This is a genomic window from Salipiger pallidus (assembly GCF_014643635.1).
Classification (GTDB): Bacteria; Pseudomonadota; Alphaproteobacteria; order Rhodobacterales; family Rhodobacteraceae; genus Salipiger; species Salipiger pallidus.
This window is the reverse complement of sequence record NZ_BMJV01000002.1, coordinates 277,329-303,602: the sequence shown is the minus strand read 5'-3', so window position 1 is coordinate 303,602 and position 26,274 is coordinate 277,329. Positions and strand designations below refer to the sequence as shown.

General features: G+C 64.7%; 25 protein-coding genes, 1 tRNA gene and 2 pseudogenes. 8 read left to right on the top strand and 20 right to left on the bottom strand.

Annotated features, from left to right (window positions below; all coding sequences use genetic code 11):
- Positions 1–2: 2 nt before the first annotated feature.
- From IEX41_RS07190 to IEX41_RS07170, 5 genes are all read right to left on the bottom strand, one after another.
- On the bottom strand, positions 3–728 hold the full coding sequence (locus IEX41_RS07190; protein ID WP_188789555.1) for an ABC transporter ATP-binding protein: 726 nt from the start codon (positions 726–728) through the stop codon (positions 3–5).
- On the bottom strand, positions 725–1,477 hold the full coding sequence (locus tag IEX41_RS07185) for an ABC transporter ATP-binding protein (RefSeq protein WP_188789554.1): 753 nt from the start codon (positions 1,475–1,477) through the stop codon (positions 725–727). Before IEX41_RS07185 ends, IEX41_RS07190 begins: the two co-directional genes overlap by 4 nt.
- Positions 1,474–2,700 carry a branched-chain amino acid ABC transporter permease gene (locus IEX41_RS07180; RefSeq protein WP_188789553.1) on the bottom strand — a complete coding sequence of 409 codons (1,227 nt, stop codon included), beginning with the start codon at positions 2,698–2,700 and terminating at the stop codon, positions 1,474–1,476. The genes IEX41_RS07185 and IEX41_RS07180 overlap by 4 nt, the downstream gene beginning before the upstream one ends.
- A 4-nt stretch (positions 2,701–2,704) precedes the next feature.
- Complete coding sequence (locus tag IEX41_RS07175; protein WP_188789552.1) at positions 2,705–3,646, bottom strand: branched-chain amino acid ABC transporter permease; 942 nt, start codon at positions 3,644–3,646, stop codon at positions 2,705–2,707.
- Between the two features lie 96 nt (positions 3,647–3,742).
- Positions 3,743–4,990: a branched-chain amino acid ABC transporter substrate-binding protein gene (locus IEX41_RS07170; protein WP_188789551.1), complete on the bottom strand. Its 1,248-nt coding sequence runs from the start codon at positions 4,988–4,990 to the stop codon at positions 3,743–3,745.
- Between the two features lie 296 nt (positions 4,991–5,286).
- Between IEX41_RS07170 and IEX41_RS07165 the strand changes: the two genes are divergently transcribed.
- Positions 5,287–5,964 (top strand): FadR/GntR family transcriptional regulator, encoded by a 678-nt coding sequence (locus tag IEX41_RS07165; protein ID WP_229672983.1) that lies wholly within the window; start codon positions 5,287–5,289, stop codon positions 5,962–5,964.
- 64 nt (positions 5,965–6,028) lie between these two features.
- Here IEX41_RS07165 and IEX41_RS22025 read toward each other — a convergent pair.
- Positions 6,029–6,391 (bottom strand): annotated as a pseudogene (locus IEX41_RS22025) (helix-turn-helix domain-containing protein); the annotation flags it as partial.
- Between the two features lie 46 nt (positions 6,392–6,437).
- Here IEX41_RS22025 and IEX41_RS21450 point away from each other — a divergent pair.
- Positions 6,438–6,694: pseudogene (locus tag IEX41_RS21450) on the top strand (IS3 family transposase); the annotation flags it as partial.
- 34 nt (positions 6,695–6,728) lie between these two features.
- On the opposite strand, the gene IEX41_RS21445 reads toward IEX41_RS21450, so the two are convergent.
- The 3 genes from IEX41_RS21445 to IEX41_RS07145 all read right to left on the bottom strand — a co-directional run bounded on the left by IEX41_RS21445 (position 6,729) and on the right by IEX41_RS07145 (position 9,083).
- Positions 6,729–7,052: a hypothetical protein gene (locus tag IEX41_RS21445; RefSeq protein WP_229673042.1), complete on the bottom strand. Its 324-nt coding sequence runs from the start codon at positions 7,050–7,052 to the stop codon at positions 6,729–6,731.
- Positions 7,053–7,131: 79 nt separating this feature from the next.
- Positions 7,132–7,221 (bottom strand) — tRNA-Ser (locus IEX41_RS07150).
- A gap of 218 nt (positions 7,222–7,439) precedes the next feature.
- Positions 7,440–9,083 (bottom strand): electron transfer flavoprotein-ubiquinone oxidoreductase, encoded by a 1,644-nt coding sequence (locus IEX41_RS07145; RefSeq protein WP_188789548.1) that lies wholly within the window; start codon positions 9,081–9,083, stop codon positions 7,440–7,442.
- Positions 9,084–9,365: 282 nt separating this feature from the next.
- Between IEX41_RS07145 and greA the strand changes: the two genes are divergently transcribed.
- Entirely contained in the window at positions 9,366–9,836 is a 471-nt protein-coding gene (gene greA, locus IEX41_RS07140; RefSeq protein ID WP_188789547.1) for a transcription elongation factor GreA, read from the top strand.
- Positions 9,837–9,849: 13 nt separating this feature from the next.
- On the top strand, positions 9,850–10,863 hold the full coding sequence (locus tag IEX41_RS07135; protein ID WP_188789546.1) for a hypothetical protein: 1,014 nt from the start codon (positions 9,850–9,852) through the stop codon (positions 10,861–10,863).
- A 15-nt stretch (positions 10,864–10,878) separates the two neighbouring features.
- On the opposite strand, the gene IEX41_RS07130 is transcribed toward IEX41_RS07135, so the two are convergent.
- The gene (locus tag IEX41_RS07130) at positions 10,879–11,736 is read right to left on the bottom strand and encodes a molybdopterin guanine dinucleotide synthesis (RefSeq protein WP_188789545.1); all 858 of its coding nucleotides are present in this window, start codon (positions 11,734–11,736) and stop codon (positions 10,879–10,881) included.
- A gap of 237 nt (positions 11,737–11,973) precedes the next feature.
- On the opposite strand from IEX41_RS07130, the gene IEX41_RS07125 reads away from it, so the two are divergent.
- Positions 11,974–12,681: an AzlC family ABC transporter permease gene (locus tag IEX41_RS07125; protein WP_188789544.1), complete on the top strand. Its 708-nt coding sequence runs from the start codon at positions 11,974–11,976 to the stop codon at positions 12,679–12,681.
- Positions 12,678–13,004 carry an AzlD domain-containing protein gene (locus tag IEX41_RS07120; protein ID WP_188789543.1) on the top strand — a complete coding sequence of 109 codons (327 nt, stop codon included), beginning with the start codon at positions 12,678–12,680 and terminating at the stop codon, positions 13,002–13,004. Before IEX41_RS07125 ends, IEX41_RS07120 begins: the two co-directional genes overlap by 4 nt.
- On the opposite strand, the gene IEX41_RS07115 is transcribed toward IEX41_RS07120, so the two are convergent.
- From IEX41_RS07115 to IEX41_RS07100, 4 genes are all read right to left on the bottom strand, one after another.
- The gene (locus IEX41_RS07115; protein WP_188789542.1) at positions 12,989–13,627 is read right to left on the bottom strand and encodes a hypothetical protein; all 639 of its coding nucleotides are present in this window, start codon (positions 13,625–13,627) and stop codon (positions 12,989–12,991) included. The two genes, IEX41_RS07120 and IEX41_RS07115, sit on opposite strands and share 16 nt — an antisense overlap.
- Before the next feature lie 31 nt (positions 13,628–13,658).
- Positions 13,659–13,793: an aa3-type cytochrome c oxidase subunit IV gene (locus IEX41_RS07110; RefSeq protein WP_188789541.1), complete on the bottom strand. Its 135-nt coding sequence runs from the start codon at positions 13,791–13,793 to the stop codon at positions 13,659–13,661.
- A gap of 96 nt (positions 13,794–13,889) precedes the next feature.
- Complete coding sequence (locus IEX41_RS07105) at positions 13,890–14,918, bottom strand: MBL fold metallo-hydrolase (RefSeq protein WP_188789540.1); 1,029 nt, start codon at positions 14,916–14,918, stop codon at positions 13,890–13,892.
- Complete coding sequence (locus tag IEX41_RS07100; RefSeq protein ID WP_188789539.1) at positions 14,918–16,618, bottom strand: acyl-CoA dehydrogenase family protein; 1,701 nt, start codon at positions 16,616–16,618, stop codon at positions 14,918–14,920. The genes IEX41_RS07105 and IEX41_RS07100 overlap by 1 nt, the downstream gene beginning before the upstream one ends.
- A gap of 154 nt (positions 16,619–16,772) precedes the next feature.
- Here IEX41_RS07100 and IEX41_RS07095 point away from each other — a divergent pair, with 154 nt between their 5' ends.
- On the top strand, positions 16,773–17,726 hold the full coding sequence (locus IEX41_RS07095) for an L-threonylcarbamoyladenylate synthase (RefSeq protein WP_188789538.1): 954 nt from the start codon (positions 16,773–16,775) through the stop codon (positions 17,724–17,726).
- A gap of 30 nt (positions 17,727–17,756) precedes the next feature.
- Here IEX41_RS07095 and IEX41_RS07090 read toward each other — a convergent pair whose 3' ends face one another.
- Complete coding sequence (locus IEX41_RS07090; RefSeq protein ID WP_188789537.1) at positions 17,757–18,332, bottom strand: YqgE/AlgH family protein; 576 nt, start codon at positions 18,330–18,332, stop codon at positions 17,757–17,759.
- 116 nt (positions 18,333–18,448) lie between these two features.
- Between IEX41_RS07090 and IEX41_RS07085 the strand changes: the two genes are divergently transcribed.
- Entirely contained in the window at positions 18,449–19,288 is an 840-nt protein-coding gene (locus IEX41_RS07085) for a protein-disulfide reductase DsbD domain-containing protein (RefSeq protein WP_229672982.1), read from the top strand.
- Between the two features lie 30 nt (positions 19,289–19,318).
- Here IEX41_RS07085 and IEX41_RS07080 read toward each other — a convergent pair whose 3' ends face one another.
- The 5 genes from IEX41_RS07080 to IEX41_RS07060 all read right to left on the bottom strand — a co-directional run bounded on the left by IEX41_RS07080 (position 19,319) and on the right by IEX41_RS07060 (position 26,128).
- Positions 19,319–22,696, bottom strand: coding sequence for an efflux RND transporter permease subunit (locus IEX41_RS07080; RefSeq protein WP_188789536.1), 3,378 nt, complete (start codon positions 22,694–22,696; stop codon positions 19,319–19,321).
- A gap of 3 nt (positions 22,697–22,699) precedes the next feature.
- Entirely contained in the window at positions 22,700–24,139 is a 1,440-nt protein-coding gene (locus IEX41_RS07075; protein ID WP_188789535.1) for an efflux RND transporter periplasmic adaptor subunit, read from the bottom strand.
- Positions 24,140–24,216: 77 nt separating this feature from the next.
- The gene (gene moaB, locus IEX41_RS07070) at positions 24,217–24,759 is read right to left on the bottom strand and encodes a molybdenum cofactor biosynthesis protein B (RefSeq protein ID WP_188789534.1); all 543 of its coding nucleotides are present in this window, start codon (positions 24,757–24,759) and stop codon (positions 24,217–24,219) included.
- Between the two features lie 32 nt (positions 24,760–24,791).
- Positions 24,792–25,349, bottom strand: coding sequence for a hypothetical protein (locus IEX41_RS07065; protein ID WP_229672981.1), 558 nt, complete (start codon positions 25,347–25,349; stop codon positions 24,792–24,794).
- Entirely contained in the window at positions 25,346–26,128 is a 783-nt protein-coding gene (locus tag IEX41_RS07060; protein ID WP_229672978.1) for a uracil-DNA glycosylase, read from the bottom strand. Before IEX41_RS07060 ends, IEX41_RS07065 begins: the two co-directional genes overlap by 4 nt.
- Positions 26,129–26,274 lie beyond the last annotated feature (146 nt).

Here is a 26,274-nt window from a genome sequence, read left to right as displayed (position 1 = left end):
CCTTACACCGCGAGCCATTCGTCAGAGATCTCCGGCCTGGCGTTCAATTCATCGGGCGTGCCCTCAAAAACGATCTGGCCGTGACCCATGACACAGACCCGATGCGAGACCTGCATGGCGATGGTGAGTTTCTGCTCCACCAGCACAACAGAGACCCCGTGCTTATTGATATCTTCGATCACCTCGCCGACGACCGTCACGATCTTGGGCGCAAGGCCTTCGGTTGGCTCATCGATCAGCATCACCAGAGGGTTGCCCAGAAGCGAGCGGCACATGGTGAGCATCTGTTGCTCCCCGCCCGAAAGGCTGCCCGCACGCGTGTTGCGGCGTTCCTTGAGGCGCGGGAAATAGGTGAACATCTGTTCAGTGCCCCATTTCGGCGCACCTTCCGGTCCATTCTGACGCCCCATCTCCAGGTTCTCATCGACAGTGAGGTTAAGGAAAATTTCGCGCTCTTCCGGCACATAGCCGATGCCCTGGCGACAGATCGCAAAGCTGCGCTGACCGGCCAGATCGACACCCTCGAGGCGCACATGGCCCTCGGTCGGCGGCACCAGCCCCATGATGGACTTCATCGTGGTCGAGCGCCCGGAGCCGTTGCGACCCAGAAGGCTCACGACCTCCCCGCGGGCCACGTCGAAATTGACGCCGTGCAGGATGTGACTTTTGCCGTAATGGGCGTGCAGGCCCTCGACGGACAGAATGGTGTGGTTCACAGTCTCCATCATGCCGCCTCCTCGCCCAGATAGGCTTCTTTCACGCGGGCGTTGCCGCGGATTTCCTCGGGCGTGCCGGTCGCGACGATCTCGCCGTAGACCAGAACGCTGATCCGATGCGCCAAGGAAAAGACCACGCCCATATCGTGCTCGACGATCAAAAGTGTCCGCCCTTCGGTGATCTCGCGGATCAGACCGGCGGTGTAATTGGTCTCCTCATGCGACATGCCGGCCATTGGTTCATCGAGAAGGATAACCTGCGGGTCGGAGGCAAGGGTCATTCCGATCTCCAGCGATCTCTGTTCGGAATAGGACAGCTGACTGGCCAGAGAATAGGCGCGGTCCGACAGGCGGATTCTCGTCAGGAGTTCGTCCACCTCAGCATTGACACGGCGTAACCGTGCGACTGAGCGCCAGAACACGAATTGCAGGTTGTGTTTGCGCATCACCGCAAGGCGCAGGTTCTCAAAGACCGACACCCCCGGGAAGATGTTGGTGATCTGAAAAGACCGCGCCAGACCGCGACGATTGACCTCCGCCGGCTTCAGCCCGGCGATATTTGTGCCGTTCAGAAGGATCTTGCCTTCCGAAGGCGCGAACTGTCCGGAACAGAGGTGGAACAACGTCGATTTGCCCGCCCCGTTCGGCCCGATCACCGCATGGCGTTCGCCGGGGATCACGTCGAGATTGGCATCCCGGATGATATGGGCCTCTCCGAAGGATTTGTGGACGTTTTGCAAAGACAGAATGGGATCGCTCATGCCTGTGCCTCCTTGCGCGCCGCGACGCGGCGGTTGACCATGACGACAAGCGCGATACCGAGCCCGAAGAGACCAAACCCGAAGCCCCAGGGCAGAACGGACAGGGGCGCCCAGTCGTGAGAGAAAAGCGTGATGTTGGGCCAGATGCCCTCTTGCACACCCGCGCGGTATTCGGCCGATAGAAAGCGCTGCAGGAACTCGACCAGGAACACACCGCCGAAGGCCGCGACCGCAAGGCTCGCAAGGCGCATGAGCGTCGTGCCAAGTGTACCGGCAAAACCCTCGCTGCCGGGGCTGCGCAGGCGCTCGACCAACTCACCCACGATGCCACGCGGCAAGAACATCATAACGAGCACAAAGATGATGCCCTGATACAAAAGCCATACACGGGTCAAATCAGACGTCACGTGACCGAAAAAGGTCATCACCGCCCCGCCGATTGCCGGCCCGAGGAAGACGCGCACACCGCCGATAAAGCTGTTGAGTACGACCGCCGTCGAAATATGGGACTCGAGGACGACATAGTTCGCCGCCTCAATGTTCATTGACTGAAGCGCACCGGCGACACCCGCGAACATGGCGGAGACGGCAAAAATCAGCGTGCCAAGTGCATGGGTGTTGTAGCCCAGAAACCGCAGACGATGCGCGTTTTCCCTCAGACCCAGCGCGAGCCGCCCGAGCGGGGTTTTGCTAAAGAGATACAAAAGACCGATGCACAGAAGCGTCCAGACCAACGTCAGGAAATAGACGTCGTTGAGCGAACCGAACCCGATACCCCAAGCGGGCATACGGAAAGAGGACACGCCCGCCTCACCACCAAAGACGGTTTTAAGGTGCGGTGCCAACGCATGGAGCAACTCGGCCAGCGCCAGCGTGATCATGGCGAAATAGACGCCCGTCCGCTTCGTGGAAAAGTAGCCTGCCAGAAGACCGCTCACGAGACCCGTGGCCCCGCCCACGAGAGGCAAAAGCGGTGTCGGCAAGAGCCCCTCGCCTCCAAAGGCGTTCATTGCATGAACGGCCGCAAAAGCCCCGACACCAAAGTAGGCGGCATGCCCGAAGCTCAGCAATCCCGCCTGTCCGCACAACAGACCAAAGGCCATTGCGAACAGGGCCGCGATCAGCATCTGTACAGCCGCGTTCAACATCGAGCCGGAGACCAGCCACGGCAGAGCGACCAGCACAGCGACCGTCAGCAAAAGAAGTAGAGGTGCGTATTTCATAGTGTTATTCCTTCTCGCCCATCAGCCCGGAGGGGCGCAGCACCAGCACCAGAAGCATGATGAAGAACGGCAGGGTGGCGGCGAGACTGGACATGCGCATGGTCAACATCCCGCCAATCTCTTCGGCCCAACCTCCCATACCAATCCAGGTCAGGAGATCCGCGATGCGGAAATCGCTGCCGACCGCGAGCGAATTGGTGATGCCAATCAACAAGGACGCTGCCATCGCGCCGCCCATGGAGCCGAGCCCGCCGACCACGACGACGACAAAGACCATGACACCGAGTTCCAAAGCCATGTTCGGGTTGGTGGTGTAGAAGGCGCCAGCGACTGCGCCCGCAAGTCCCGCCAAAGCCGCCCCGATGCCGAACACACCCATGAAGACCATGGGTACGTTATGGCCCAGTGCCTCGACCATCTGCGGACGATAAATGGCGGAACGCACGACGATGCCCACACGGGTTTTCGTAAGCAGAAGATAGATCGCGATGAACATGACGACGGCAATGCCGCCCATGAAAAGGCGATAAAACGGATAGTCGATGCCCGACAAAGTGAAGGCCGCAAAATTCAACTCGGCCGGCACGCGGTAGTCGACCGCGAACTTGCCGTAGACCATCTTGATCATCTCGGCGATCACCACCGACAGACCGAAGGTCACAAGCAATTCATGCGCATGGCCGTGTTCATGCACGTGGCGCAGGATGAAACGTTCGACCAGAATGCCGACCCCCATCACAAGCACCGGAGCCAGAATGATCGCCAGCCAGAACCCGGTCAGGGGCTGAAGCGTGTAGGCGAAATAGGCGCCCAACATGTAAAAGGATGCGTGGGCGAAGTTCAAAACCCCCATCATCCCGAAAATGAGTGTCAAACCAGCGGAGACCATAAAGAGCAAAAGCCCGTAAATGGTGCCGTTGAGCAAAGCGAAAAGGATTTGGTCCACACTGACCTCCGTAGGCATCCGGTAAGCGTTGTCCTGACCGGGGCCCTGAGGCCCCGATCACGACATGCATTTCGTGTGTAACTGGATTGTCAGGGCTTAGCCCGGACGCTTCATCTCGCAGCTGTCCTGCACGGGCTGTTCCGCGTCTGCGGCGGAGATGACCTTGATTGGGACAAAGCCCAACTCGGTGTCATCGGCCTTGTATTGGGCGTCCTTGCTGACCTCTTGGACGATCATCGGCAGGATCGCCTGGTGATCCGCCCCACGCATGGCGATGGTGCCCATGGGCGTCTCAGCGGTGGCGTTTTCCAGGGCGACGGCCAGATCAGCGGCATTCAGACCGTCTTCGGTCGGCTCAACCTCTTCGAGCGCCGCTTGCAAGAGCATCATGCCAAACACGGTCGTCGGTTCGACATAGCTCGGGTAGTGGCCGGTCACAGATTTGTAGTCTTCCATGAAGGCCGCGGTTTCTTCCGGATTCACTTCTGGGTTGAAGGGCGCTGAGAGGAAATGCCCCTCGGCCACGGACCCGGCGTTGCCGATGTTGCCCGGCTGATCGAGGAAGGCCGTGCCAAAACGCACATCAAGCCCCGCGCCGCTGGCGGCTTTCATCAAAAGCAGCAGATCGTTGGACCAGTTGCCGGTGATCACTGTGTCGGCCCCTGCGGCCTGCACACGTTGCACGTAGGGCGAAAAATCCTGAATCTTGTTCACGTCATGCAGGGTCTGTTCGACAACGGTAAAGCCGAGGCGATCAGACGCCGCGACTGTGTTGTCCTGCACATCCACGCCCCAGGAATAGTTCTGGTTCATCGCGTAGACATTGTCGCCCAGAACGCCCGCTTCGTTCATGCCATCGAGCAAAGTGTTGACGCGGATTGCGGCGTTCGGGCTGGTGCGGAAGTGGTAGTAGTGACATTTGGAGCCGGTCAACTCCATCGCCTCGCCGCCCAGGTTGATGTAGAGCACCTCGTCGCCCGCGTTGCGCAGGTTATGTTTGCGCACATCTTCCGTCACCTGACCGGCCACGGCGGAGGACGAGCCCTGAAGGATCACATCGGCGCCTTCAGAAATCGCGGCGCGGACGCGGTCAGCGGCGCCCACTGGGCCACCTTGATTGTCGAACTCAAGCAGTTCGACTGGCTCACCGCCGAAGCCGCCTGCCTCGTTGATCTTGCCGATCTGATATTTCACAGCATCGCGATAGAGCAAACCGGTCGAGGCCTGCGGACCCGAGAGGGTCTCCACGAGAGCAATCTTCAAAGGCTCTGCCTGTGCTGCAGCCGCAGCCCCCATGACCAGTGCCATAGCCACCGTACCGCGTGCGAATTTCTGGAATCCCATACTGTCCTCCCTCACATATTTGGACTGCGAAGGGATCCTCCACCCCTTCGACGTTTCATGTGATGACACAAAATGGTCTTACCAGTCAACGACCTAACTGACCAATTAATCTGAGCGCAAAAATTTGGGTGAATTATCACATATCAAAAATCAATTCATTGTTTTTAAACGATAAAATAACCTTTAACCTGTCAGACCAGTGAGGTATGATACCCGCATAAAGGGAAGAAATGCCAATATCCAGTCGTCTCACATCAGACCAACCACGCAAGAGCACGGGGTCACGCAATGGGCATTTGCCCGACGAGATCGCACAAGACCTGAGCGCAAAAATTGCCTCTGGCGTCTTGTCCGTCGGCGACCGGCTTCCCTCGGAACGCGATCTGTGCACACAGTATGCCGTCAGCCGCGCTGTCGTGCGCGAGGCGCTGTCACAGCTTAAGTCCGATGGCCTTGTAGCGGCGCGCGCTGGCAGCGGCGTGTATGTGACACAACGCGACTCCACCAATGCCTTTCGCTTTCAGAACTTCTCCGTCTCAGACCTGAACCGCCTCGAAGAAGCTATGGAGCTTCTTGTGACCATCGAGGTCGCGGCCACACGTCTCGCCGCGAAGCGGCGCACGCCAGAAGATTTGAAAAAAATCAAACGCGCGCTGATCGGCATGGAATATGCCATCGCCAGCGACCGTCTAGGCGACGAAGAAGACTATCAGTTCCACCAAGCCATCGTTGAAGCCACGCACAACCAGCATTTCATTTCCTTGTGCCAGCATCTCGAGGCCAGCGCCCGCAATATCATCCGCCAAGCCCGCAGCAATACGAAAACCAATCATGCCGACCTTTTGGACGCGGTTCAGGACGAACATAATGCCATCTACGACGCGTTGAAAAACGGTGATGAAAAAGCCGCCGCAGAAGCCGCCGCACGCCACCTCCAGAACGCGGCGGAGCGCATACGAATTTATTTGGCATAGAGCACTGCACGCGTTCCGACTCACTGCGTCTTGTACGCGGTGACTGCGCGGTTTCCTTTGGTCAAATCTCACGTGATATCGTGCTGGGTGATTGGCCCAGCTTGCACGGGATTGCCCGCACGCTGGTGCCCCGAGCACACCTAAAGGGCTATCTCCTCGCGTTCCACGAACGAAAGACTGCGCTGGTTTGGCACAAAGGCCGATGGCGCGAGATCTGTGGGAGGCGCTCCGCCAGGACTCCAAAACCAACGGGTCCGACAGTCGGTAAAGCTCCGGCTGCTACGGCGGCTTTCTCGCTGGGCACCCCCGCCGCAACCTCCCGCCAGAACCGGCAAAGATACTCAGGCTGTCAGACTGGCGGCCGACCTGCCGAGAAGAAGGTGCGTCGTGGCGAGCGCTCCGACTTCCGTCTTCCCGACATCAACATCACCTCCAACTGCGGGCTGTTGCGACGACCGTTTGAATCCGCCTGATATCCCAGCGAGCAGTTCCAACGCCTGCTGCTCAAAAGCGGCATCACCCGCTCCATGAGCCGGGCAGGTAATGTCTGGGCAGCTCGGCGATGGAGAGCTTTTACTCTTCGCTGAAGACCGAGCGGACAGCGTGCAAGGTCTCCCTTATCCGCGACGCAGCACGCGCCGACGTGGTCGACTACATCAAGCGCCTCTACAATTCGAGACGACGCCACTCAAAGTTGGGCTATCTCAGCCCTATGGCGTTCGAAGACCGCGCGACGGGGAAGACGTGCTCTTCCACGAAGCGCATCATCTCACGCGCCTCGAATGACTGGGAGCGGACCAGCGGAGATTGTCGCAGGACTCGCCCTTGTCATCGACGCCTTCGGGAAGGATGCGGCGCGCCAGCGGACGGCCAAGATCCTCGGCCATGCGCTCCGGCGCGGCGCGCAGGTCGTCGAGCCGCCTGACGAACATCAGGTAAGTGAACTGTTCGATGAGGATGAGCGGGTTAGAGCCCCCGCCGGTCCGTACCCGTGGCGCGGATAGAGGTGCAACCTGCTGGATGCGGCAATAGATGGGACCGGCTTCTCCGAAGGGAGTGCGCACTGAGGCCGCTGCAGAGTGAAGCATCCAATCGTTTTCAGGTTGGCGGCTTCTTGGCGGGATATACGCTCAGGCGTCGATTCCCATCGAGAATATCAATGCCTAGTGGCGGAGAGGAAGGGATTCGAACCCTCGAGACGGTTCCCCGCCTACACACTTTCCAGGCGTGCGCCTTCGACCACTCGGCCACCTCTCCGCCGACCGCTTTAGCGGAACTGTCATACCGGGTGCAAGGGGCACAATCGCATTATTCTTCAGGATTCCGCCGAAATTTGCATCGGACTCAGCGCCAACACGAAAAACCCCCGCGCAGGTCATCCTGCGCGGGGGTCACAATGTGCGGGGCCCAAGGTCAATGACTTCAGGCCCACGGCATCAGGCTGATGACATCAGGTCGGCAGGACCGGCGCGGCGTCACATGTTGGGATAGTTCGGGCCATCCCCACCCTGCGGCACGGTCCAGGTGATGTTCTGGGCCGGGTCCTTGATATCGCAGGTCTTGCAGTGGACGCAGTTCTGGAAGTTGATGACAAAGCGCGGTCCGCTGTCATCCTCGACGAACTCGTAAACCCCCGCCGGGCAATAGCGCTGCGACGGACCGGCAAAGCTCTTGTAATCCACCGCCACCGGCACTGACTCGTCCTTGAGCCTGAGATGGCAGGGCTGGCTTTCCTCGTGGTTTGTGGCCGCGAAGGACACGTTGGTCAGACGGTCGAACGACAGCTTTCCGTCGGGCTTGGGATAGTCGATGGGCTTGTGGTGCGACGCGGGCTCGGTCATCTGCGCATCGTTCTTGCCATGCTTCACGGTGCCGAAGAACGAGAAGCCCAGCTGGTTGGTCCACATGTCGAGCCCGCCCAGCACGAGCGACCCGCCAAGGCCGTACTTCGACCACATCGGCTTGACGTTGCGCACCTTCCACAGGTCCTGGCCGATGGCCCCTTCGCGGACCTCGGTCTCGTAATCCGAAAGCTCGTCGCCTTCCCGGCCCTCTCCGAGTGCGGCAAAGGCGGCCTCGGCGGCGGCCATGCCGGAGAGCATGGCGTTGTGGTTGCCCTTGATGCGCGGCACGTTGACCATGCCCACCGAGCAGCCCAGCAACGCCACGCCGGGCGCGACCATCTTGGGCATCGACTGGAAGCCCCCCTCGGAAATCGCACGCGCCCCGTAAGCCACGCGCTTGCCGCCCTCGAGCAGGTTCGCGATCTGCGGATGGTGCTTCCAGCGCTGGAATTCCATGTAGGGGAAGAGGTGCGGGTTCTTGTAGTTCAGGTGCACCACGAAGCCCACGTAGACCTGGTTGTTGTCGAGGTGATAGACGAACCCACCGCCCCCGGCGTTGCTTCCCAGCGGCCAGCCCATGGTGTGCTCGACCCGTCCCTCGCGGTGCTTCTCGGGGTCGATCTCCCAGATTTCCTTCATCCCGAGGCCGAACTTCTGCGGGCAGCTGTCCTTTGACAGGTCGTACTTCGCCATCACCTCCTTGGCGAGCGAGCCGCGCACGCCCTCGGAGAGGAACACGTACTTGCCGTGCAGTTCCATGCCCGGCTCGTAGCCAGGACCGGGGGTGCCGTCGGGGTTCTTGCCGAATTCGCCCGCGACCACGCCCTTTACCCGGTCGCCGTCATAGATCACCTCGGAACAGGACATACCCGGGAAGATCTCGACGCCCAGTGCCTCGGCCTGCTCAGCCATCCAGCGGCAGACGTTGCCCATGGAAACGATGTAGTTGCCGTGGTTCGACATGAAGGGCGGCATCGGCCAGTGCGGGATCGACATCTTGCCTTCCTCGCCCAGCAAAAAGAACTTGTCCTCCGTCACCGGCACGGTGACGGGCGCGCCCTTTTCCTTCCAGTCGGGGATCAGCTTGTTCAGCCCCGAAGGGTCGAGCACGGCGCCCGACAGGATGTGCGCGCCGACCTCGGAGCCCTTCTCGAGCACGACGACCTCGAGGTCCGCGTCCAGTTGCTTGAGCCGGATCGCCGCCGACAGGCCAGCGGGGCCTGCGCCGACGATCACGACGTCGTATTCCATGCTTTCGCGCTCGATCTCGGCCATGACGTTTCCTCTCATCCGTTGGGTCACGCAATATTGTTTCGCACGGGGTAGCGCGGTGTCGCCGCGGACGTCAATGCAAACGCGGCGTTGGCCCCGCCGCAAACGACATGCCAGGCCTTTCCCTGCATCAGCCAAAGGCACCCTTGCGCCCGCGCGCAACCCTGCCTTGTACAGGGCTGTACATTCCGCGGTACCGCATACCCACTTGAAGTCGAACGCTCGCACAGTTTAAGTGCCATACTCAAGCAGACACGCACCAGATGTCCCGCAGGAGAAGCCTCCTTGGAAAAGATACTGATCACCCGCGCGGGCTTTACCGCGCTTGAAAAAGAACTGAAGCAGCTCAAGTCCGTCGAGCGTCCGGCCGTCATTCAGGCGATCGCCGAAGCGCGCGAGCTTGGCGACCTCAAGGAAAACGCCGAGTACCATTCGGCGCGCGAAAAGCAGGGCTTCATCGAAGGCCGGATCAAGGAGATCGAGGCCGTCATGAGCCTCGCCGAGGTGGTTGATCCCACCAAGATGTCCGGTGCCGTCAAGTTCGGCGCGACCGTGACCCTGGTTGACGAGGACACCGACGAGGAAAAGACCTGGCAGATCGTTGGCGAACACGAAGCCAAGATCGAAAAGGGCCTGCTCAACATCAAGTCGCCCATCGCCCGTGCCCTGATCGGCAAGGAGGAAGGCGACAGCGTCGAGGTTCGTACCCCCGGCGGTGACAAGAGCTACGAGATTCTCTCCATCACCTACAAGTAAGGTCGCCGCCCCCATGGCCGACAGCACCAGCAGCCGCATGTCCCATTTTGGCCAGCCCCAGGGTCCGCAGGCCGGGGGCATCACCGGGATCGAGATCGCCGCGGTCATCCTGACCGTTGGCTGGCTCTTGCTGTCCGGGTCGTTCTTCGTCTTCTGGGCGCAGGACGGCGCCGACGGTCTGCGCTTCGTGCTGACCGTGATGGTGGTGTTCCTGCCGGTGGCACTGATCTGGGTTGCGGCGATCACCGCGCGGGCCAGCCGCGTCATGCGCGAGGAAAGCCTCCGGCTGCAGGCGGCCATCGATGCCATTCGCAACGCCTACGTGACGCAGTCCCAGCAGACCGCGAAGGCGGACAACGGGCAGACCTCGATCGCCAGGAAGCTGGACGAGATCGCCGCCGCGCAGCGCAAGACGGAAACCGCTCTTGCGCTGTTCACCTCGACCCGCGCCGCCTCTGCACAGGCAACCCCGGCCGCCGCGCCCGATGCCCCCACCGGCACACCGGAGGATCAGCCAGCCCTGTCGCTGGGCACCCCGGCCGAAGCGTTGCGCCCACCGCTGTCGAACGATGACCTGATCCGCGCCCTGAACTTCCCCGAGACCGCCGAGGACGAGGCAGGGTTCACCTCCCTGCGCCGCGCGCTCAAGGACCGGCAGGCGGCGCAGCTGATCCAGGCCGCGCAGGACGTGCTGACCCTGCTGAGCCAGGACGGCATCTACATGGACGATCTGCGCCCCGACATGGCGCGCCCCGAGATCTGGCGCGCCTTCGCGGAAGGTACCCGTGGCCGTGCCATCGCGGCACTTGGCGGCGTGCGCGACCGTTCGTCTCTGGCGCTGACTTCGGGCCGAATGAAGCAGGATCCGATCTTTCGCGATGCGGCGCATCATTTCCTGAGGCTGTATGACAAGGCCTTCGCGCGTTTCGCCCCCGGTGCCACCGATGCCGAGATCTCGGATTTCGCCAACGTTCGGTCGTCGCGGGCCTTCATGCTGCTGGGCCGCGTTGCCGGCACCTTCGACTAAGCACGAGACGATCCTTCAAGAGGCCGCCACCACAAGTGCGGCCTCTTGACCAAGCCCGAGAATCCAGCCTTCTTCCGGTGCCTCCACGTCCATCATCGCCCGAAGTTGGTCTGGCGTCAGCCGCGCCAGCGCCCGCGCCGTCAGCCGCACCTGGTGGGCGTCCTTGATGCCACCCCCTGCCATCGCCTCCCTGACGGCAGCATTGAGCAGCGACGGCCAGATCTCGACAAGGACCACCGGCGCGGCAGCCACCACCTCCGGGGCGTCGAACGGCCAGGTCGCGAGCTTGCCAGTGTAGCGCCTGCGCAGCCGATGCAGCACCGGCAGGCCGGTCATCACCTGCCCGCCCACGGCCCCTGCCCCGCCCATCTGCCAGCAGGTGAAGCTGCCCTTGGCGAGGCTGTCACACCGCCGCCGCTCGGTCATGCCATGGCCCTCCCGCAGGTCGCACCGGGGCAAGCCCGGGATGTCCGTGCGCAATCCGTTGAACCAGAACGGCCCGACGCCGGGAAAGCTGCGGTTGATCGCGCCCGCCAGATGAAAGCGGCTGTTGCGCTTCGATGTGTCTTCGAGATGCAGGGCAAACCAATGCCAGACAGCGAAAGGATCATCTTGTCCTGTCAAGGCCCGGGAAAAACCCGCCGGGTAGGCAAAGGGGAAATCGAACCCGATGAGCAACCGCTCGCGCGCGGCAAGGGCGGCGTCAATGCGCACGTGCAGCGCGTCCTCTGCCAAAAGGCGGTTGCGCAGGTAAAGTGGATCGGCGTCGCTGCCGGCAGTGCTCTGGCCGAGCCAGATCGCATCCTTGCGTGGGCGCGGCCCTGTGTCGTTGCCGCTGGACCAGTCCACGACAATGGCGCGGTCGAAGCGCATCAGCCCCGCCCCCTGCCGCCGACAAGAGCGCCTATGGCCCATCTCCGCGCATGGCAAAAGCCCGTCACCAAGGCTGCCATCTCTTTCGCTCCGAGCATGCCACGGGACCACGATCACCACGCCCCGCGGTGATGAAACTCGTCAGGCGATTGTTCCTGCGCATCATAGTCACCGCGTCCGATTGCATATGCCCGGCCCCTCCGCTACGGATTTGCCATTCCAAACCGGAGACTACCCATGTCAGGCAGCGACCTGAAGTCAAGCTACTGGCAAGGCGTGCGCGACGGAGCGCCTTTCCTGCTGGTCATCGTCCCCTTTGCCATGCTGTTCGGCGTCCTCGCCTCCGAAGCGGGGCTGAACGCCATCGAGGCGCTTGGCTTTTCGGTGGCCGTCATCGCAGGCGCGGCACAGTTCACCGCGCTGCAACTGCTGCAGGACAACGCGCCGATCTTCGTCATCCTTGCCTCGGCCCTTGCCGTGAACCTGCGGATGGCGATGTACTCCGCGTCGCTGGTGCCGCATCTCGGCCACCTGCCCCTGTGGAAGCGCGGGTTGGCCGCCTATTTCCTCGTCGATCAGACCTACGCCCTGTCGGTGGTCAAGTTCGAGACCGCCCGCGAGATGACCGACCGCCAGAAGTTTGCCTATTTCGTCGGAACCCTGACCCCGATCTGCCCGCTGTGGTACGTCTTCACGCTGGTCGGCGCGCTGCTGGGATCGTCGATCTCGGTCGAAGGCGGGCTCGACTTCGCCATGCCCATCGCCTTCATCGCCCTCATCGGCCCGGGCCTTCGCACCGCTGCCCACGTGGGCGCGGCCTTCAGCGCGTCGCTGGCGGCGTTGCTGCTTGCCTTCCTGCCTTGGAACCTCGGGCTGTTTCTTGCCGCGCTCATAGGCATGGCGGTGGGCGCTGAAATCGAACGCCGCCGGGAGGCCGCCGCATGATCGACCGTACGGAACTCTGGTTCATCATCATCGGGCTGGGGATCGGCAGCTTCGCTCTGCGCTTTGCCTTCCTCGGGCTGGTGGGGGACAAGCCCCTACCCGCGTGGCTGCAACGGCACCTGCGCTACACCGCCGTGGCGGTGCTGCCCGCGCTCATCGCGCCGCTGATCGTCTTTCCCGCCGCCAATGACGGCGAGCCCGAGCCCATCCGCCTGCTGACCGCCGCGGTGACACTGGGAGTCGCGTATTTCACCCGCAATGCACTGGCCGCCATGGTTGCCGGCGGCGCAGTGCTATTCGGCGGGATCTACTGGTTCGGCTGAGCCTCGGCTCCGTTTTCAAACGCGGCGATGGCAAGGCCCTTGTCGTCGGCATCCTCCTCTCGCAGGACGCGGTCGGAGACACCGGGCATCTCGGCCAGCTGCTGCGCGAGGTTCTTGGGGAACCATGTGCGGCTTATGCTCTCGAAGCCGGGCAGCTGCGTCAGCAGCCCCGAGGTCGCCTGCGTACACCGCGCCTGCCCCACCGGGCCCGACGCCTGTGCCAGCGCGACGGCGCGCTCGGCGACCTCGGCGGGCACCTCGATACGCTGGATGCGCACGCGGTAGGTTTCGCGGGCATGGGCCCGCGCGTAGAAATCGGCGATGCGGGGGGTGATGCCGTAAAGCACGTCATCGGCCTCGACCAGTCCCTCGGCCCGTACCGATCCGGCGGGATCGAAAATGATCCGCTGCGAAGGCGCATTGATCATCATCGAGGAATGCGCGCCTTCCTCGGTGTTGTTGCTGATCATGGTGTAAAGCGTGATCGCGGGCGGGCCGTCATGCTGGTAGCGGGCGGCGGCGATCTGCTCGGGCGAGGCATTCGGCCTGCTGGCACCGGGAACGGTGCAGCCCGCAAGCGAGGCTGCAGCCAGAACGGCGAAAACCGTGGCGCGAAGGATCATGGGGTAGGCTCCGGGTAGGGACGAGTGTCCCTCAGCCGTTCCATATCGCGAGCAGGACCACAAGCACGAGGATCACCACAACGGTGCGCACCGTGAACTTAATGAAGCCCTCGAAGGTCTTCTCTTGCGCAGTGATGTCCATGCTGCCTTGCTTGTGCTCTGCCATGACCTGTCTCCGTCCCTTGGGTTCATGTTCTCCGGCACCGTGGTTAGCCGATTTTCCGGCACCTGTCACCGCTGAAAGATCGCGCAATTGGCGTGGTCAGCCCGCCTGCCACACCCATGCCCCGTCCGCCCGCAACTCGCGCCGCGCCCGGCCGTGGCGCCACAGGTGCAGGCAATGCGCCATGGCTTCAACGAGGGCGAGGCCATAGGCGCCGCCATCGATCCTGCGCCGGAACAGCACCGGGAAGCACTCGGCGGCGGTGCGCGGCTCGGACAGGTAGCCCTCGAGACGTTCGAGGGCCGAATGATGATTCTCGATCAGTTGCGACAGGCGGAAGGGCAGCCCGGTGAAGGGCAGCTTGTGCCCGCCAAGGGCCAGCTGCTCCGGCGTCGCCAGCGTCATCAGCCGTTCGCAGGCTTCAAGCCAGTCGCCCACCGGGTCCGCTTCGGGTTCGGTTGCATGGACCCCGAGATTCGAACTGATGGTGGGCAGCACCTGATCACCGCTGAGAACGAGATTGTCGTCGCGGGACCACAAGGTTGCGTGTTCCGGCGCATGGCCATTGCCCATGTGCACGTCCCAGCGCCGCCCGCCGATGGTGATGCAATCGTCCTGCCGAAGGCGGGTGAATCCCAGCGGCATGGGCCAGACGCAATCGGCAAAATTGAAGGGCCGTTCACGGCTGCGCTGTTCAAGGATGTCCCGCGCCATGCCGCAGCGCTTCCAGTAGGTGATCTGTTCGAACGTCGGCCGATCCTGCACGTCGAGGGTCAGCATGCGCGCCAGAAGCCAGGCGGTGCGGGTGGTGACCAGCTCGGCCCCCTGCTCTTGAAACCAACCGGCCAGCCCGATGTGGTCAGGATGGTGATGGGTCACCAGCACCCGACGCACAGGCTTTCCACCCAGCGGGCCATCCAGCAACGCCTGCCAGATCGCCCTCCCCCGGGCCGAGGAAAAGCCGGTGTCCACCACTGTCCAGCCATCGCCGTCATCCAGCGCGTAGACATTGACGTGATCGAGCGCCAGCGGCAGAGGCATCCGCATCCAAAGCACCCCCTCGGCCACCTCGATGGCCTCGCCCTCGGGCGGCGGCGCATCGAAGGGATACCGGATGCCGCCACTCATCAGGCGGCCAGGTCGTCCGGCGTGATCTCCATGAGCCCCGCGTCACCGCTGCGCACATGGGCCAGAAGCCCGGAGTGTTCAGGCAGCAGGCGGGTGATGTAGAACCGCGCGAGGCGGCCATGGGCGCCCTCGGGCTCGGCAATGGCGGCGCGCAGATGGTAGTGACCACCAAGCACCCGGGCAAAGGCCCGCAGGAACGGCACGGCGGTGCCGAAGCGGTTGGCCATATCCTGCGTCAGCAACCACTCGGCGGTTTCGCGCAGCGTTTCCGCCGCCTCCCAGACCGCTTCGGCGAGGTCCGGCAGCGTCGCCTTGGCGGCCTCGGCCTCGGCCTCGATCTCGTCCAGCAGGCGGAAGGCGGCTTCACCGCCGTCCATGAGCTTGCGGCCCACCATGTCCATGGCCTGGATGCCGTTGGTGCCCTCGTAGATCGCCGTCACACGCACGTCGCGATAATATTGCGCCGCGCCGGTTTCCTCGATGAAGCCCATGCCGCCATGTACCTGCACGCCCATCTCGGAGACCGCGCAGCCCACGTCGGTGCCAAAGGCCTTGGCGATGGGCGTCAGGAACGCCGCCCGCGCCTGCCAGTCCGCATCCCCGGTAGCCCGCCCCATGTCGAGCGACACCGCACAATCGAGCGCGATGGACCGCGCGGCGAGGATCTCTGCCTTCATGGTGGCAAGCATCCGGCGTACATCGGCGTGGCCGATGATGGTGCGCTCAGGCGATTTGCCCTGCACCCGTTCGTTCGCGTAGGCCAGAGCATGCTGGTAGGCACCCTCGGCCGCCCCCACGCCCTGCCCGCCGACACCAAGGCGGGCGTTGTTCATCATGGTGAACATCGCCTTCATGCCGCTGCCGGGCGCGCCGATCATCCAGCCGGTGGCGCCCTCGAAGGACATCACGCAGGTGGGCGAGCCGTGCAGGCCCATCTTGTGCTCGAGGCTGACCACCCGCAGGCTGTTGGCAGGCCCGAGATTGCCATCGGCGTCCGGGATGTACTTCGGCACCATGAACAGACTGATACCCCGGGTGCCGGCGGGCGCATCGGGCAGCCGTGCCAGCACGAGATGGCAGACGTTCGACACGAAATCCGCATCGCCCCACGAGATGTAGATCTTCTGCCCGGTCACAGCGAAGGTGCCGTCGCCATTGTCCACCGCTTTGCAGGTCAGCGCCCCCACGTCTGACCCGGCCTGCGGTTCGGTCAGGTTCATCGTGCCGGACCATTCGCCGGAGATGAGCTTGGGCAGGTAAAGCGCCTTCATGGCATCGTCACCGTGATGCTCCAGCGCCTCGATTTGGCCTTGCGTCAGCAGCGGGTTCAACTGGAGCGACAGGCAGGCGCCGGCCATCATCTCGTTCACCGCGGTGGCGACGGTCAGCGGCAGGCCCATGCCGCCATGTTCGGGGTCGGCGGCGATCGCGACCCAGCCGCCCTCGGCGATGGCCTCGTAGCCCCCCGCGAAGCCATCCGAGGTTCGCACCACCCCGTTCTCAAGCGCCGCCGGATCAAGATCGCCGTTCCGCTGGAGCGGGCCCATGACCTCGTCGCACAGCTTGCCCGCCTCGGTCAGCACTGCCTGCACCGTGTCGGGCGTGGCTTCGGCAAAGCGTTCAGTGCCCTGCACGGCCGAAAAGCCGACGACCTTGTCCAGCAGGAAGGTGAATTCGGAAACGGGCGAACGATAGGGCATGTAACGGGTCCAGTCTGAAGTGGCTGTGTTGGCTTTGACAGTGCCTTGGGCTTGGCATTGCCGAGGCGCTCCGCTAGGGAAAACGCCTCTTCCTCGGGGCCAGACCCTAAGAGCGGCTTCGACCCAGTCCAACAGAAACGCGGCGTCACGACCCATGTCCCAGATCGCAACCCAGCGCCTTGGCAGCAGTTCCGAAGACATCGCCCGCGCGGCAGGCATCCTGCGCGACGGCGGCCTTGTCGCGCTGCCCACGGAAACCGTCTACGGCCTTGGGGCCGATGCGGGCAACGACCGGGCCGTGGCGCGGATCTACGAGGCCAAGGGGCGGCCCAGCTTCAACCCGCTGATCATCCACCTTGCGGACCTCGAGGCGGTGAAGCGTTTCGTGATCTGGTCGGACGCGGCGCAGAAGGTGGCCGATGCGTTCTGGCCCGGACCGCTCACCATGGTTCTGCCCCTACGCCCCGGCGCGCCGGTGTCGAAGCTGGTGACCGCCGGAATGGACACCATCGCCGTGCGCATGCCCGCAAGTCCCGTGGCCCGCGAGCTTCTGCGCGCCTTCGGCGGCCCGGTGGCAGCGCCGTCGGCCAATCGGTCGGGCCGGATCAGCCCGACGCGGTCCGAGCATGTGCTGGAAACACTCGATGGCCGGATCGAGGCGGTGCTGGATGCAGGGCGCTGCGACGTGGGCCTTGAGTCGACGATCATCGGGCTGGCACCGAAACCCACCCTTCTGCGCCCCGGGCGCATCGGCACCGAGGCTCTGGCGCAAACGCTTGGCCAGCCGGTGCCCGAGCGCAAGAACCATGAAAAGATCTCGGCCCCCGGCCAGTTGTCGTCGCATTACGCGCCCAATGCCCGCGTGAGGCTCAACGCCGCCGAATGGCTGCCGGGCGAGGCGCGGCTGGGCTTCAAGGCGGCGCCGGGGGATTGCGATCTTGACCTGTCACCCTCGGGAGACCTTGTCGAGGCGGCGGCGAACCTTTTCGAATACCTGCACCGGCTCGACACCGGCGCGGATGCCATCGCGGTGATGCCTGTGCCGCACGTGGGCCTAGGCGTTGCGATCAACGACCGCCTCAGCCGCGCCGCCGCGCCCCGCGACTGACGCTCAGGCGTTGATTGCTTGGGCCGTTGCTCAGGCGGTGCCGCCCTCGGCGGAAAGCTGGTGCGCGGGCACGCCCATGGAATTGAGCGCGGCTTCCCATTTCGATGCGTCAGCGATGTCGAACACCAGTTCAGGCGAGGCATCGCAGACCAGCCAGCCGTTCTGCGCCAGCTCGGTTTCAAGCTGGCCTGCGCCCCAGCCGGCGTAGCCCAGCATCGCCATCCACTGCGCAGGGCCATCGCCCCGCGCGATGGTTTCCAGAACATCGAGCGTCCCGGTCATGTGGAACCCGTCCGCCACCTGCAGTGTCGTCAGCCCCGACATGTAATCGGGCGAATGCAGCACGAAACCGCGCCCAGTTTCCACCGGTCCGCCAAAATGCACGTGCAGCAGTTCAAGCTCGGGGCCGCTGTCGATGGACAGCTGTTCGAGCAGGGCCGCCATGGTCACGTCACCGGACGGCTTGTTGATGATGAGCCCCATGGCGCCCTCGTCCGAATGGGCGCATAGGTAGACGACCGCGTGTTCGAATCGCGCATCCCCCATGCCGGGCATGGCGATGAGGATTTTCCCCGTGAGGTCCGTCGCGCCGGTCGCTATATCCATGAACACTCCGCTTTTCTTCAGGGTCTTGCCCCTGAACATGCGCCCGCCGGCCCCTTGGTGCAAGGGACGACGGGCAACACCCTCGCCATGTTGCAGGGCGATAAGGTCAATGTGACTTGGCAAAGGCGCCGCCGGTCGCCATCTCCTTGGGCATGATCCGCGCCCTGACCCTCGCCCTCGCCGCCACGCTTGGCCTGTTCCAAGCAACACAGGCCCCCGCCCAGAGCCCCGACCTCGTGCAGGCGGATCTGCGCCCCGGCTGGAGGCTGGCCGACGGCAGCCACATGGCAGCGCTTCACCTGCGGCTTGCCCCGGGGTGGAAGACCTACTGGCGCACACCAGGTGATGCAGGCATTCCCCCGGTGTTCAACTGGTCGGGCTCGCGCAATACGGCGCATGTGGATGTGCTCTGGCCCGCGCCGCATGTCTTCCGCCAGTCGGGGATGCGGTCGGTGGGCTACAGCCGCGAACTGGTTCTGCCCCTGCGCATAACTCCCAGCGCCAAGGGAGGCCCGATCGAGTTGCACACCGAGATGGATCTCGGCATCTGCTCCGATATCTGCGTACCGCAAACCCTGAGGATTTCGGCCAGCCTGCCCGCATCCGGGCGTCCCGATCCGGTGATCGCCTCGGCGCTGGCATCGGCCCCGTTCTCGGAATCCGAGGCGGGAGTAGGCCAGGTGCGCTGCACTATCACGCCGGACAGGAAGGGTTTGCGCCTGCGGGCCGAGATCGACATGCCGCGTGCGGGCAGCACAGAGGATGCGGTGATCGAAAGCGGCCAGCCCGGCGTGTGGGTCAAGGAGCCCGCCACCCATCGCAGCGGCGGCACACTGGTTGCCGAAACCAAGCTGCGCCATCTCGAGGGCAAGCCGCTGATGGTCGATCGCTCGCGCCTGCGCATCACTGTGCTGGGCAGCGATCACGCCGTCGACATCAAGGGCTGCAATAGCTGATCCTGCGGGCCGTTGGCCCTTGGCCGCGCATCAGGCCCGACGCCGTGTACGCATCATCGACAGCACCCCGGCCGACAGCCACGCCAGCGTTACCATCACCGCCACGCCACCAGCGAAAAGCACAAAAGCGCCAGCCATAGGTGATAGCTCCGGCAGGGCCAGCGGCTGCGGCAATGCTCCAGTGACGGCCACATGCCCCATGGTTGCGGCCAGCCAGCCCAGCATCAGCACCACTGCCGCGCCATGAAGCGCCCGCACCCGGGGCCGGCGGAACCTTAGGCCCCGGCCCAGCGCGCCCATCCGTCGCCCGATATCCGCCTGAATGGCGATGAGCGCAGGCACAACCAGCAGCACCAGCACCATACCGAAGCCAAGGCCATAGACCAGCGTGATCACCGTAGGCTTTAGGAACTGCGCATCAGCGCTGCGCTCGTAGAGCAGCGGCGCAAGGCCCAGCACCGTGGTGGCGGTGGTCAGGAAGACCGGCCTCAGGCGGTCCGCCGCGCCATCGACGATGGCGGCAAAGATCCCCCGGTCCGGCGCGTATTCATCCACCTGCGTCACCAGCACGATGGAATCGTTGATGATGATCCCGGTCATTCCCAGCAGCCCCACCACCGAGAACATGGACAGTGGCACCTCCCAATAGGCATGCCCCCAGACCGCCCCCACGAGGCCGAAGGGAATCACCGACATGACCACCAGCGGGCGTGTCCAGCTGGCAAAGACCCATGCCAGCACGAGGTAAATCCCCAGCAGCACGAGGATCAGCCCGGTCCGCGCATCGCCGAGGAATTCGTCCTCCTGTTCCGAAAGGCCGTACATGCGCCATTCCACCTGCCGCTCGGCGGCGATGGCGGGCAGGATCTCGGTTTCGAGCGCTCGCATGATCTCGGTGGCGCGGGCCGGGTCGTCCTCGGACAGGTCGCCGGTGACCGAGATGGTGCGCAGCCCGTTCTCGCGTCGCACGGTGGAAAAGCCCGCCTGCCGCGACACGGTGACGATGTCCGCCAGGGGCACATAGGTCCCGTCCGGGGTGCGCATCTGCATGCGCTCCATGAAATCAGCGGTCTGTTCGCCCTCGGGCAGCTCCACCCGGATCTCGGCACTGCGGGGTCCGTCCGGGAAGGTCGCTGCCTCGATCCCGCCCAGCCGGTTGCGCAGCACGGTGCCAAGATCGTCGATGGCAAAGCCCAGCGCCTCGCCCTGCGGTGTCAGCTGCAGCACCAGCTCGTCCTTGTCGTAGCTGAGGTCATCCTCCACCGCCGACACCTCGGAAAAGCGCAGCAGCGCGGTCTTGAGATCCTCGGACGCGCCCTTCAGCACGGGCGCGGTGGCACCGAAGAACTGCACATCAAGCGCATCGCCCCCCGGGCCCGACCGCCAGCCGCGGAAACTGATGGTCTCGACCATGGGGTGCTGTTCGATCCGCTCCTGCAGCTCGCCCACAAAGGCGAAGCTGGAATAGGGGCGCAGGTCGGCCTCGATCAGCTCGATGGAGATGCCGCCCAGCTGGTCCGCATCCTTGCTGTCCGTGCCCGCAAGCCCGCGCCCGGCGTTGCCGCCGATCTCGGCCAGCACGTAGGCGATGGGGTTGAGGCCGTAGCGCTCTTCGTACTCGGCGCCCAGCGCCTCGACGCTGGCCTGCACCATGCGCATCTGTGCCAGCGTGTCCGCCCGCACCGCACCCGGCGCCATGGCGAAGTTGCCGGTGACCGACGGCTGTTCGGGCGAATTGAAGAAACGCCACTGAACGTCCCCCCGGATGAACAGCGCCGCCTGCGAGGCCAGCGCCAGAACCGCAGCAGCCAGCACCACGTAGCGTGCCCGGACTACGCCGCGCATGAAGGGACGGAACAGCGCCTCGCGCACCCACCGAAAGCCCCGGTTTACCAGCCGGGACGGCACATCGTACCAATGGCGCTTCTGCGATCCGGCGATTGCGTGGGCCATGTGGTTCGGCAGGATGAGGAAGCACTCCACAAGGCTGGCCAGCAGCACCGCGATGACGGTGAAGGGAATGTCCCGGATCATGTCGCCAAAGCGCCCGCCGATGATGACGAGGCCGAAGAAGGCGATCACCGTGGTCAGCGTGGACGAGAACACCGGCAGCGCCATGCGCCGCGCGGCGGTCTCGGCGGCCTCGACCGGGGACAGCCCGCGCCGGGACATGTGGTCCGCGTGTTCCCCCACCACGATGGCGTCGTCCACCACGATCCCCAGCGTGATGATCAGCGCAAAGAGCGAGATCATGTTGAGCGTGATCCCCGTGGCATACATCACCGCCAGCGCCGCAAGCATCGCCGTGGGAATCCCCGCCGCCACCCACAGCGCCGTGCGCGCGTTGAGGAACAGGAACAGCAAAAGCACCACCAGCCCCAGCCCCATCAGCCCGTTGTCGAGCAGCAGGTTGAGCCGCCCCGAGATTGCCTCGGCCCGCGTGCGGATGAGGTCGATGCGCGTGCCTTCGGGCAACGAGGCGCCGAAGGTCCGCGCCACGTCTTCGACGCTGCGCTGGATCTCGATGGCGTCGCCCTGCGCCGAGCGGTCCACCCGGATCGAAATGGCTGGATTGCCGCCCACGAAATAGCTGCGCTGGCGGTCGATCCCCTCTCGGCGCACCGTCGCCACGTCACCGATGGTCAGGTTCGTACCATCGGCAGCCGAGCGCAGACTGATGCTGGCTATCGCTTCGGCCGAGCGTTTCTCGACACCGGTGCGCACGCGGGCATTCGCCCCGGTGACGTCTCCTGCGGGGTTCGCATCCACCTCGCCCGCGATGGCGGCCGAGATGTCCTGCATGGTGACATCGTAGCCGATCAGGTTGCGGCTGGGCACCTCCACCACGATCTGCGGCGCGGCAAGACCCTGTATGGTGGTGCGCGTCACCCCCTGCTGGAACAGGCGCACCACGAATTCATCGGCAAAGCGCCCCAGCTGGTCCACCGCCACCGGGCCGGTGATGACCACGTCGGTCACCCGGTCGCGCCAGCCCCCCGAGCGAATGGTCGGATCTTCCGCATCCTCCGGCAGGGTGGTGATGCTGTCGACGGCGGTCTCCACGTCATCGACTGCCTTCATCATGTCATAGCCCGGCTCGAACTCGAGCTCGATGCTGGCCCGCCCCTCGCGCGAGGCGCTTTCGGAGTTCACCACCCCCTCGACCGCCAGCAACGTCGGCTCCAGCACCTGCACGATGCCGCTGTCGATATCCTCGGCCCCTGCCCCGTCCCACGAGACGTTCACCTCGACATCGTCGTCGATCACGTCCGGGAAGAACTGCGCCCGCATGTTCGGCGCAGACAAAAGCCCCGCGGCCAGAAGGATCACCAGCAGCAGGTTGGCGACGGTGGGATGGCGGGTGAAATAGCTCAGCAGGCCGCCTGCGCGGCCGGGGATCTGGCGCATGGCTCAGCCCCCCATCCGCTGTTCGATCCGTTCCACCACCGCGGCGGGCACCCGGTCTTCGGCCAGCTGCACGCGCAGGGTCTGGCGATCCGCCTCGGGCATCTCGTCGCTGGCCTCTACGAAGGCCAGCAGCCGGGCGCGGCGATCCTCCGTCAGGTCGAGCATCCGCGCAGCGTCATCCACCCGCATGGGCCGAACGAGAATGCCCGCCCCCAGAAGCGGCGTGCGCTCCATCACCACCTCGCGGCCCTCTAGCGCCGCTGCGCGCACCAGCACGTCATCCCCCTGCCGCCGCAACAGCGTAACCGGCAGCGTCTCGAGCCGGTTGTCCCCGGTCAGCACCAGAACATCGCCGGACGCATCCAGCGCCGTGGCCGGCAGGCGCACCACATCATCCAATAGCGCTTCGGTCACCTCGACGGTGACGAAATCCCCCGGCTTGAACCCGGCGGCGCGGTCCAGAGCGGCATAGAGCAGCCGCCCGGTCTGCCCCTCGCCCACGGCGGCGCCCTCGCGGGTGAGGATCCCAGTGGTGGCGAGGCTTTCTTCCCAGAGGTCCATGCGTACCGAGACCCGCGCATCGGGCAATCCGCCCCCGGACAGAAGCCGGGCATATTGCTGGGTCGACACGCGGAAGGACACCTCCAGCGTCTCGGGATCAATCAGAGTGGCAAGCATCTCGTTGGCGGACACGCGGCGCCCGGACACCACGCTCACGTCCGTCAGCTGCGCATCGAAGGGCGCGCGGATCTCGGTCTCGTCAAGGCGGCGCTGGGCATCGTCACGGGCGATGCGCGCCCTTTCAAGGCTGGTCTCAGCCTGATCGACCCGCGCCCCGGCCAGCGCCAGCGCCTGCCGGGCGGACACCACCGCCTGCCGGGCCGAGGCGGCGGAAAGCTCGGCGTCCTCGGCGGCAGCGGCGGTGGCGACATTGCGGGCGGCAAGGTCACGCTGCCGCTCGAAGGCGCGCTGGCGCAGGGCGGCCTGCTCTTCGGCAGCGCCCAGCGCGTCTTCTTCAAGGTCCACCGCAAGCCGCGCCTCGCGCAGTTCCGCCTCGGCATCGGTGAGGGCGCTGACCGCGCGCGACAGTTCCGCCTGCATGTCCGCCGGGTCGATCCGCGCCAGCAGCTGCCCCGCCTGCACCCGTCCCCCGTCGACAAAACCCGGCGCGAAGTCGGTAAGCGTGCCCGCCACCGCAGTGCGCAGCTCCAGAGTGCGGGCGCTCTGGATGGCGCCGAAGGCGCTCAGCACCGGGGTCACCTGCCCCGGCACCGCCTGCATGACGTTGACCGCGAACACCCGTTCTCGCGCTTCGGGGATGCGAGGGCTGTCCGCAAGCCGGGTCTGCACCGCGTCCCGCACCAGCACACTGGCCCAGAGCAGCAGCCCGAGTGCAACGGAGAACAGGAACAGTCCGACAAGGCTTTGTCGCAGAAAACGCATGGCTCAGCTTCCGCCTGGCAAGTCTAGGGCATGGCCCGAGGACCATAGGGTCAGTTTACCTGATACGCCCTGATCCTTCACTTCCGCCGTTGTTTTTCGTCCAGACGTGGAAAAATCTCGACGAAGTTGCAGGGCCGGTGCCGGTAATCAAGCTGGTACTGTAGGATCTCGTCCCACGCATCCTTGCACGCGCCGGTGCTTCCGGGCAGCGCAAAGAGGTAGGTTCCCCCCGCAACGCCCCCGGTGGCGCGGCTCTGCACGGCGCTGGTGCCGATCTTGTTCATGGAGACGATGGTAAAGACCGTGCCGAAGGCGTCGATCTCTTTCTCGTAGACATCGCGGTGCGCCTCGACGGTGACGTCACGCCCTGTAAGGCCGGTGCCCCCGGTCGAGACGATGACATCCACCTCCGGGTCGGCAATCCAGTGGCGCAGCGTATCGGCGATGATCTCGCGGTCGTCGGTGACGATGTCACGGGCGGCAAGGTGATGGCCCGCCGCCTCGATCCGCGCCACCAGCGTGTCGCCGGAACGGTCGTCCGCAAGGCTGCGGGTGTCCGAGACTGTGAGCACGGCGATGCGGACGGGGATGAACTCTTGGGTGTCGTCGATGCGGGACATGGGGGGCCTTCGGATGGTCAGCAGCACGAATTTCAGCGGCAGGGGCGTGAGACGGGCAGCCTCGGCCGGGCGAAGATACGCTCGAACCGGGCGAGGCTGTCATCCTCGGCGATATGGGCGGCAAAGGCCAGTGCCGGGTGCACCCCGGTGGCGCAGCTGAGACCAAGGGCGGCCCGCCGCACGGCCAGCGCGTCCTGCATGGCAGCGCGGCGAGCGTCCTGCGTCATGGGCGGCACGGTGTTCTCAGCGAAGAAATCGACGCCGCGCAAAAGCTGCCCCGCCACCTTGTCGCGCTGTTCGGGGGTAAAGAGCGCAGGGCATTCCAGCACCGCCGCCGCAGCCGTCACCAGCCGGTCGAGCGCACAGCCCGCGGGGCCCCATCCGCTCTGATCCTCGGCCCGGATGCGCCTGCCCCGCCGTTCGACGATCACCGGCCCCGGCAGCTCCAGATGCTCCACCCCGGGGGTGGCAACCTGAATGTTCGCGGCGTTCCGGTCAAAGACCTCGGCGAAGTCGATGACGAAGCCCTCCGCGCACAGCGGCGCGGCCCAGAGGGCAAGAAGGATCAGCGCAGTGATCCGCCCGATCACCGGCCTGCCTTCAGCCGCGCGGACAGCGCCAGCATGTCAGCCCAAGCATCGCGCTTGGCCGAGGCGTTACGCAGCAGGTAGGCGGGGTGGAACATGGGCAGCGACGGACGCCCCTCTGCCTCGGCCCAAGTGCCGCGCAGGCGGGTGATCCCGCGCCGGCCCAGCAGGGCATCGCAGGAGATGTTGCCCATGATGACAAGCACATCGGGGTTCACCAACGCCACATGCCGTTCAAGGAACGGCTTCATCATGGCGATTTCCTCGGGGCGCGGATCGCGGTTCTGCGGCGGACGCCACGGCATCACGTTGGTAATGTAGACACTGTCCGCCCGGCTGAGCCCCACGGCCCCCAGCATCCGGTCCAGCAGCTGCCCGGCACGGCCCACGAACGGCCGCCCTTCAAGATCCTCATCCCGGCCCGGAGCCTCGCCCACGATCATCACGCGGGCCTCCGGGGTGCCGTCGCTGAAAACAAGGTTGCGGGCGCCACGTTTCAGGTCGCAAAGCTCGAACGCGCCCATGGCAAGGCGTAGATCCTCAAGCGTCTTCGCCCCGGCGGCGGCATCGCCCGCCACCTCGACGGGGTCGGGCAGCACCTCCTTGACCGGGGCGCTGCGCTGGGGCGTGGCGGGCACGGGCGCGGCGCGCGCTGCCTGCGCCTCTGCCTCGGCGGCAAAGCGGTCCACGGGCATTTCGCCGATTGCCTCGTCGGCGCCCATCTCGAGCTGCCATTCCAGCGCGGCGCGTGCCCAGTGCCAGTCGAACGCCTGGCTGTCCATTCCCGAATCCATGCCGGCACGATACCCTCAGCCAGCCCCCGCGGAAATCCCCGCGCGCGCAAATCTGCTTCAAATGCCACAGAGCCGGACGGCCACTTGCCGCGTCGCGCCGCGCTTCATATAACCCGCTCAGACTTTCACGGAGA

Coding starts and splice junctions, on each gene's coding strand:
- IEX41_RS07095 (WP_188789538.1), top strand. CDS start 16,773: ATGTCCCAGATCGCAACCCAGCGCCTTGGCAGCAGTTCCGAAGACATC.
- IEX41_RS07060 (WP_229672978.1), bottom strand. CDS start 26,128: ATGGACAGCCAGGCGTTCGACTGGCACTGGGCACGCGCCGCGCTGGAA.
- IEX41_RS07125 (WP_188789544.1), top strand. CDS start 11,974: ATGTCAGGCAGCGACCTGAAGTCAAGCTACTGGCAAGGCGTGCGCGAC.
- IEX41_RS07110 (WP_188789541.1), bottom strand. CDS start 13,793: ATGGCAGAGCACAAGCAAGGCAGCATGGACATCACTGCGCAAGAGAAG.
- IEX41_RS07075 (WP_188789535.1), bottom strand. CDS start 24,139: ATGCGTTTTCTGCGACAAAGCCTTGTCGGACTGTTCCTGTTCTCCGTT.
- IEX41_RS07105 (WP_188789540.1), bottom strand. CDS start 14,918: ATGAGTGGCGGCATCCGGTATCCCTTCGATGCGCCGCCGCCCGAGGGC.
- IEX41_RS07130 (WP_188789545.1), bottom strand. CDS start 11,736: ATGCGCTTCGACCGCGCCATTGTCGTGGACTGGTCCAGCGGCAACGAC.
- IEX41_RS21445 (WP_229673042.1), bottom strand. CDS start 7,052: ATGCTTCACTCTGCAGCGGCCTCAGTGCGCACTCCCTTCGGAGAAGCC.
- IEX41_RS07135 (WP_188789546.1), top strand. CDS start 9,850: ATGGCCGACAGCACCAGCAGCCGCATGTCCCATTTTGGCCAGCCCCAG.
- IEX41_RS07080 (WP_188789536.1), bottom strand. CDS start 22,696: ATGCGCCAGATCCCCGGCCGCGCAGGCGGCCTGCTGAGCTATTTCACC.
- IEX41_RS07120 (WP_188789543.1), top strand. CDS start 12,678: ATGATCGACCGTACGGAACTCTGGTTCATCATCATCGGGCTGGGGATC.
- IEX41_RS07090 (WP_188789537.1), bottom strand. CDS start 18,332: ATGGATATAGCGACCGGCGCGACGGACCTCACGGGGAAAATCCTCATC.
- IEX41_RS07180 (WP_188789553.1), bottom strand. CDS start 2,700: ATGAAATACGCACCTCTACTTCTTTTGCTGACGGTCGCTGTGCTGGTC.
- IEX41_RS07185 (WP_188789554.1), bottom strand. CDS start 1,477: ATGAGCGATCCCATTCTGTCTTTGCAAAACGTCCACAAATCCTTCGGA.
- IEX41_RS07115 (WP_188789542.1), bottom strand. CDS start 13,627: ATGATCCTTCGCGCCACGGTTTTCGCCGTTCTGGCTGCAGCCTCGCTT.
- IEX41_RS07100 (WP_188789539.1), bottom strand. CDS start 16,618: ATGCCCTATCGTTCGCCCGTTTCCGAATTCACCTTCCTGCTGGACAAG.
- moaB (WP_188789534.1), bottom strand. CDS start 24,759: ATGTCCCGCATCGACGACACCCAAGAGTTCATCCCCGTCCGCATCGCC.
- IEX41_RS07190 (WP_188789555.1), bottom strand. CDS start 728: ATGATGGAGACTGTGAACCACACCATTCTGTCCGTCGAGGGCCTGCAC.
- IEX41_RS07170 (WP_188789551.1), bottom strand. CDS start 4,990: ATGGGATTCCAGAAATTCGCACGCGGTACGGTGGCTATGGCACTGGTC.
- IEX41_RS07145 (WP_188789548.1), bottom strand. CDS start 9,083: ATGGCCGAGATCGAGCGCGAAAGCATGGAATACGACGTCGTGATCGTC.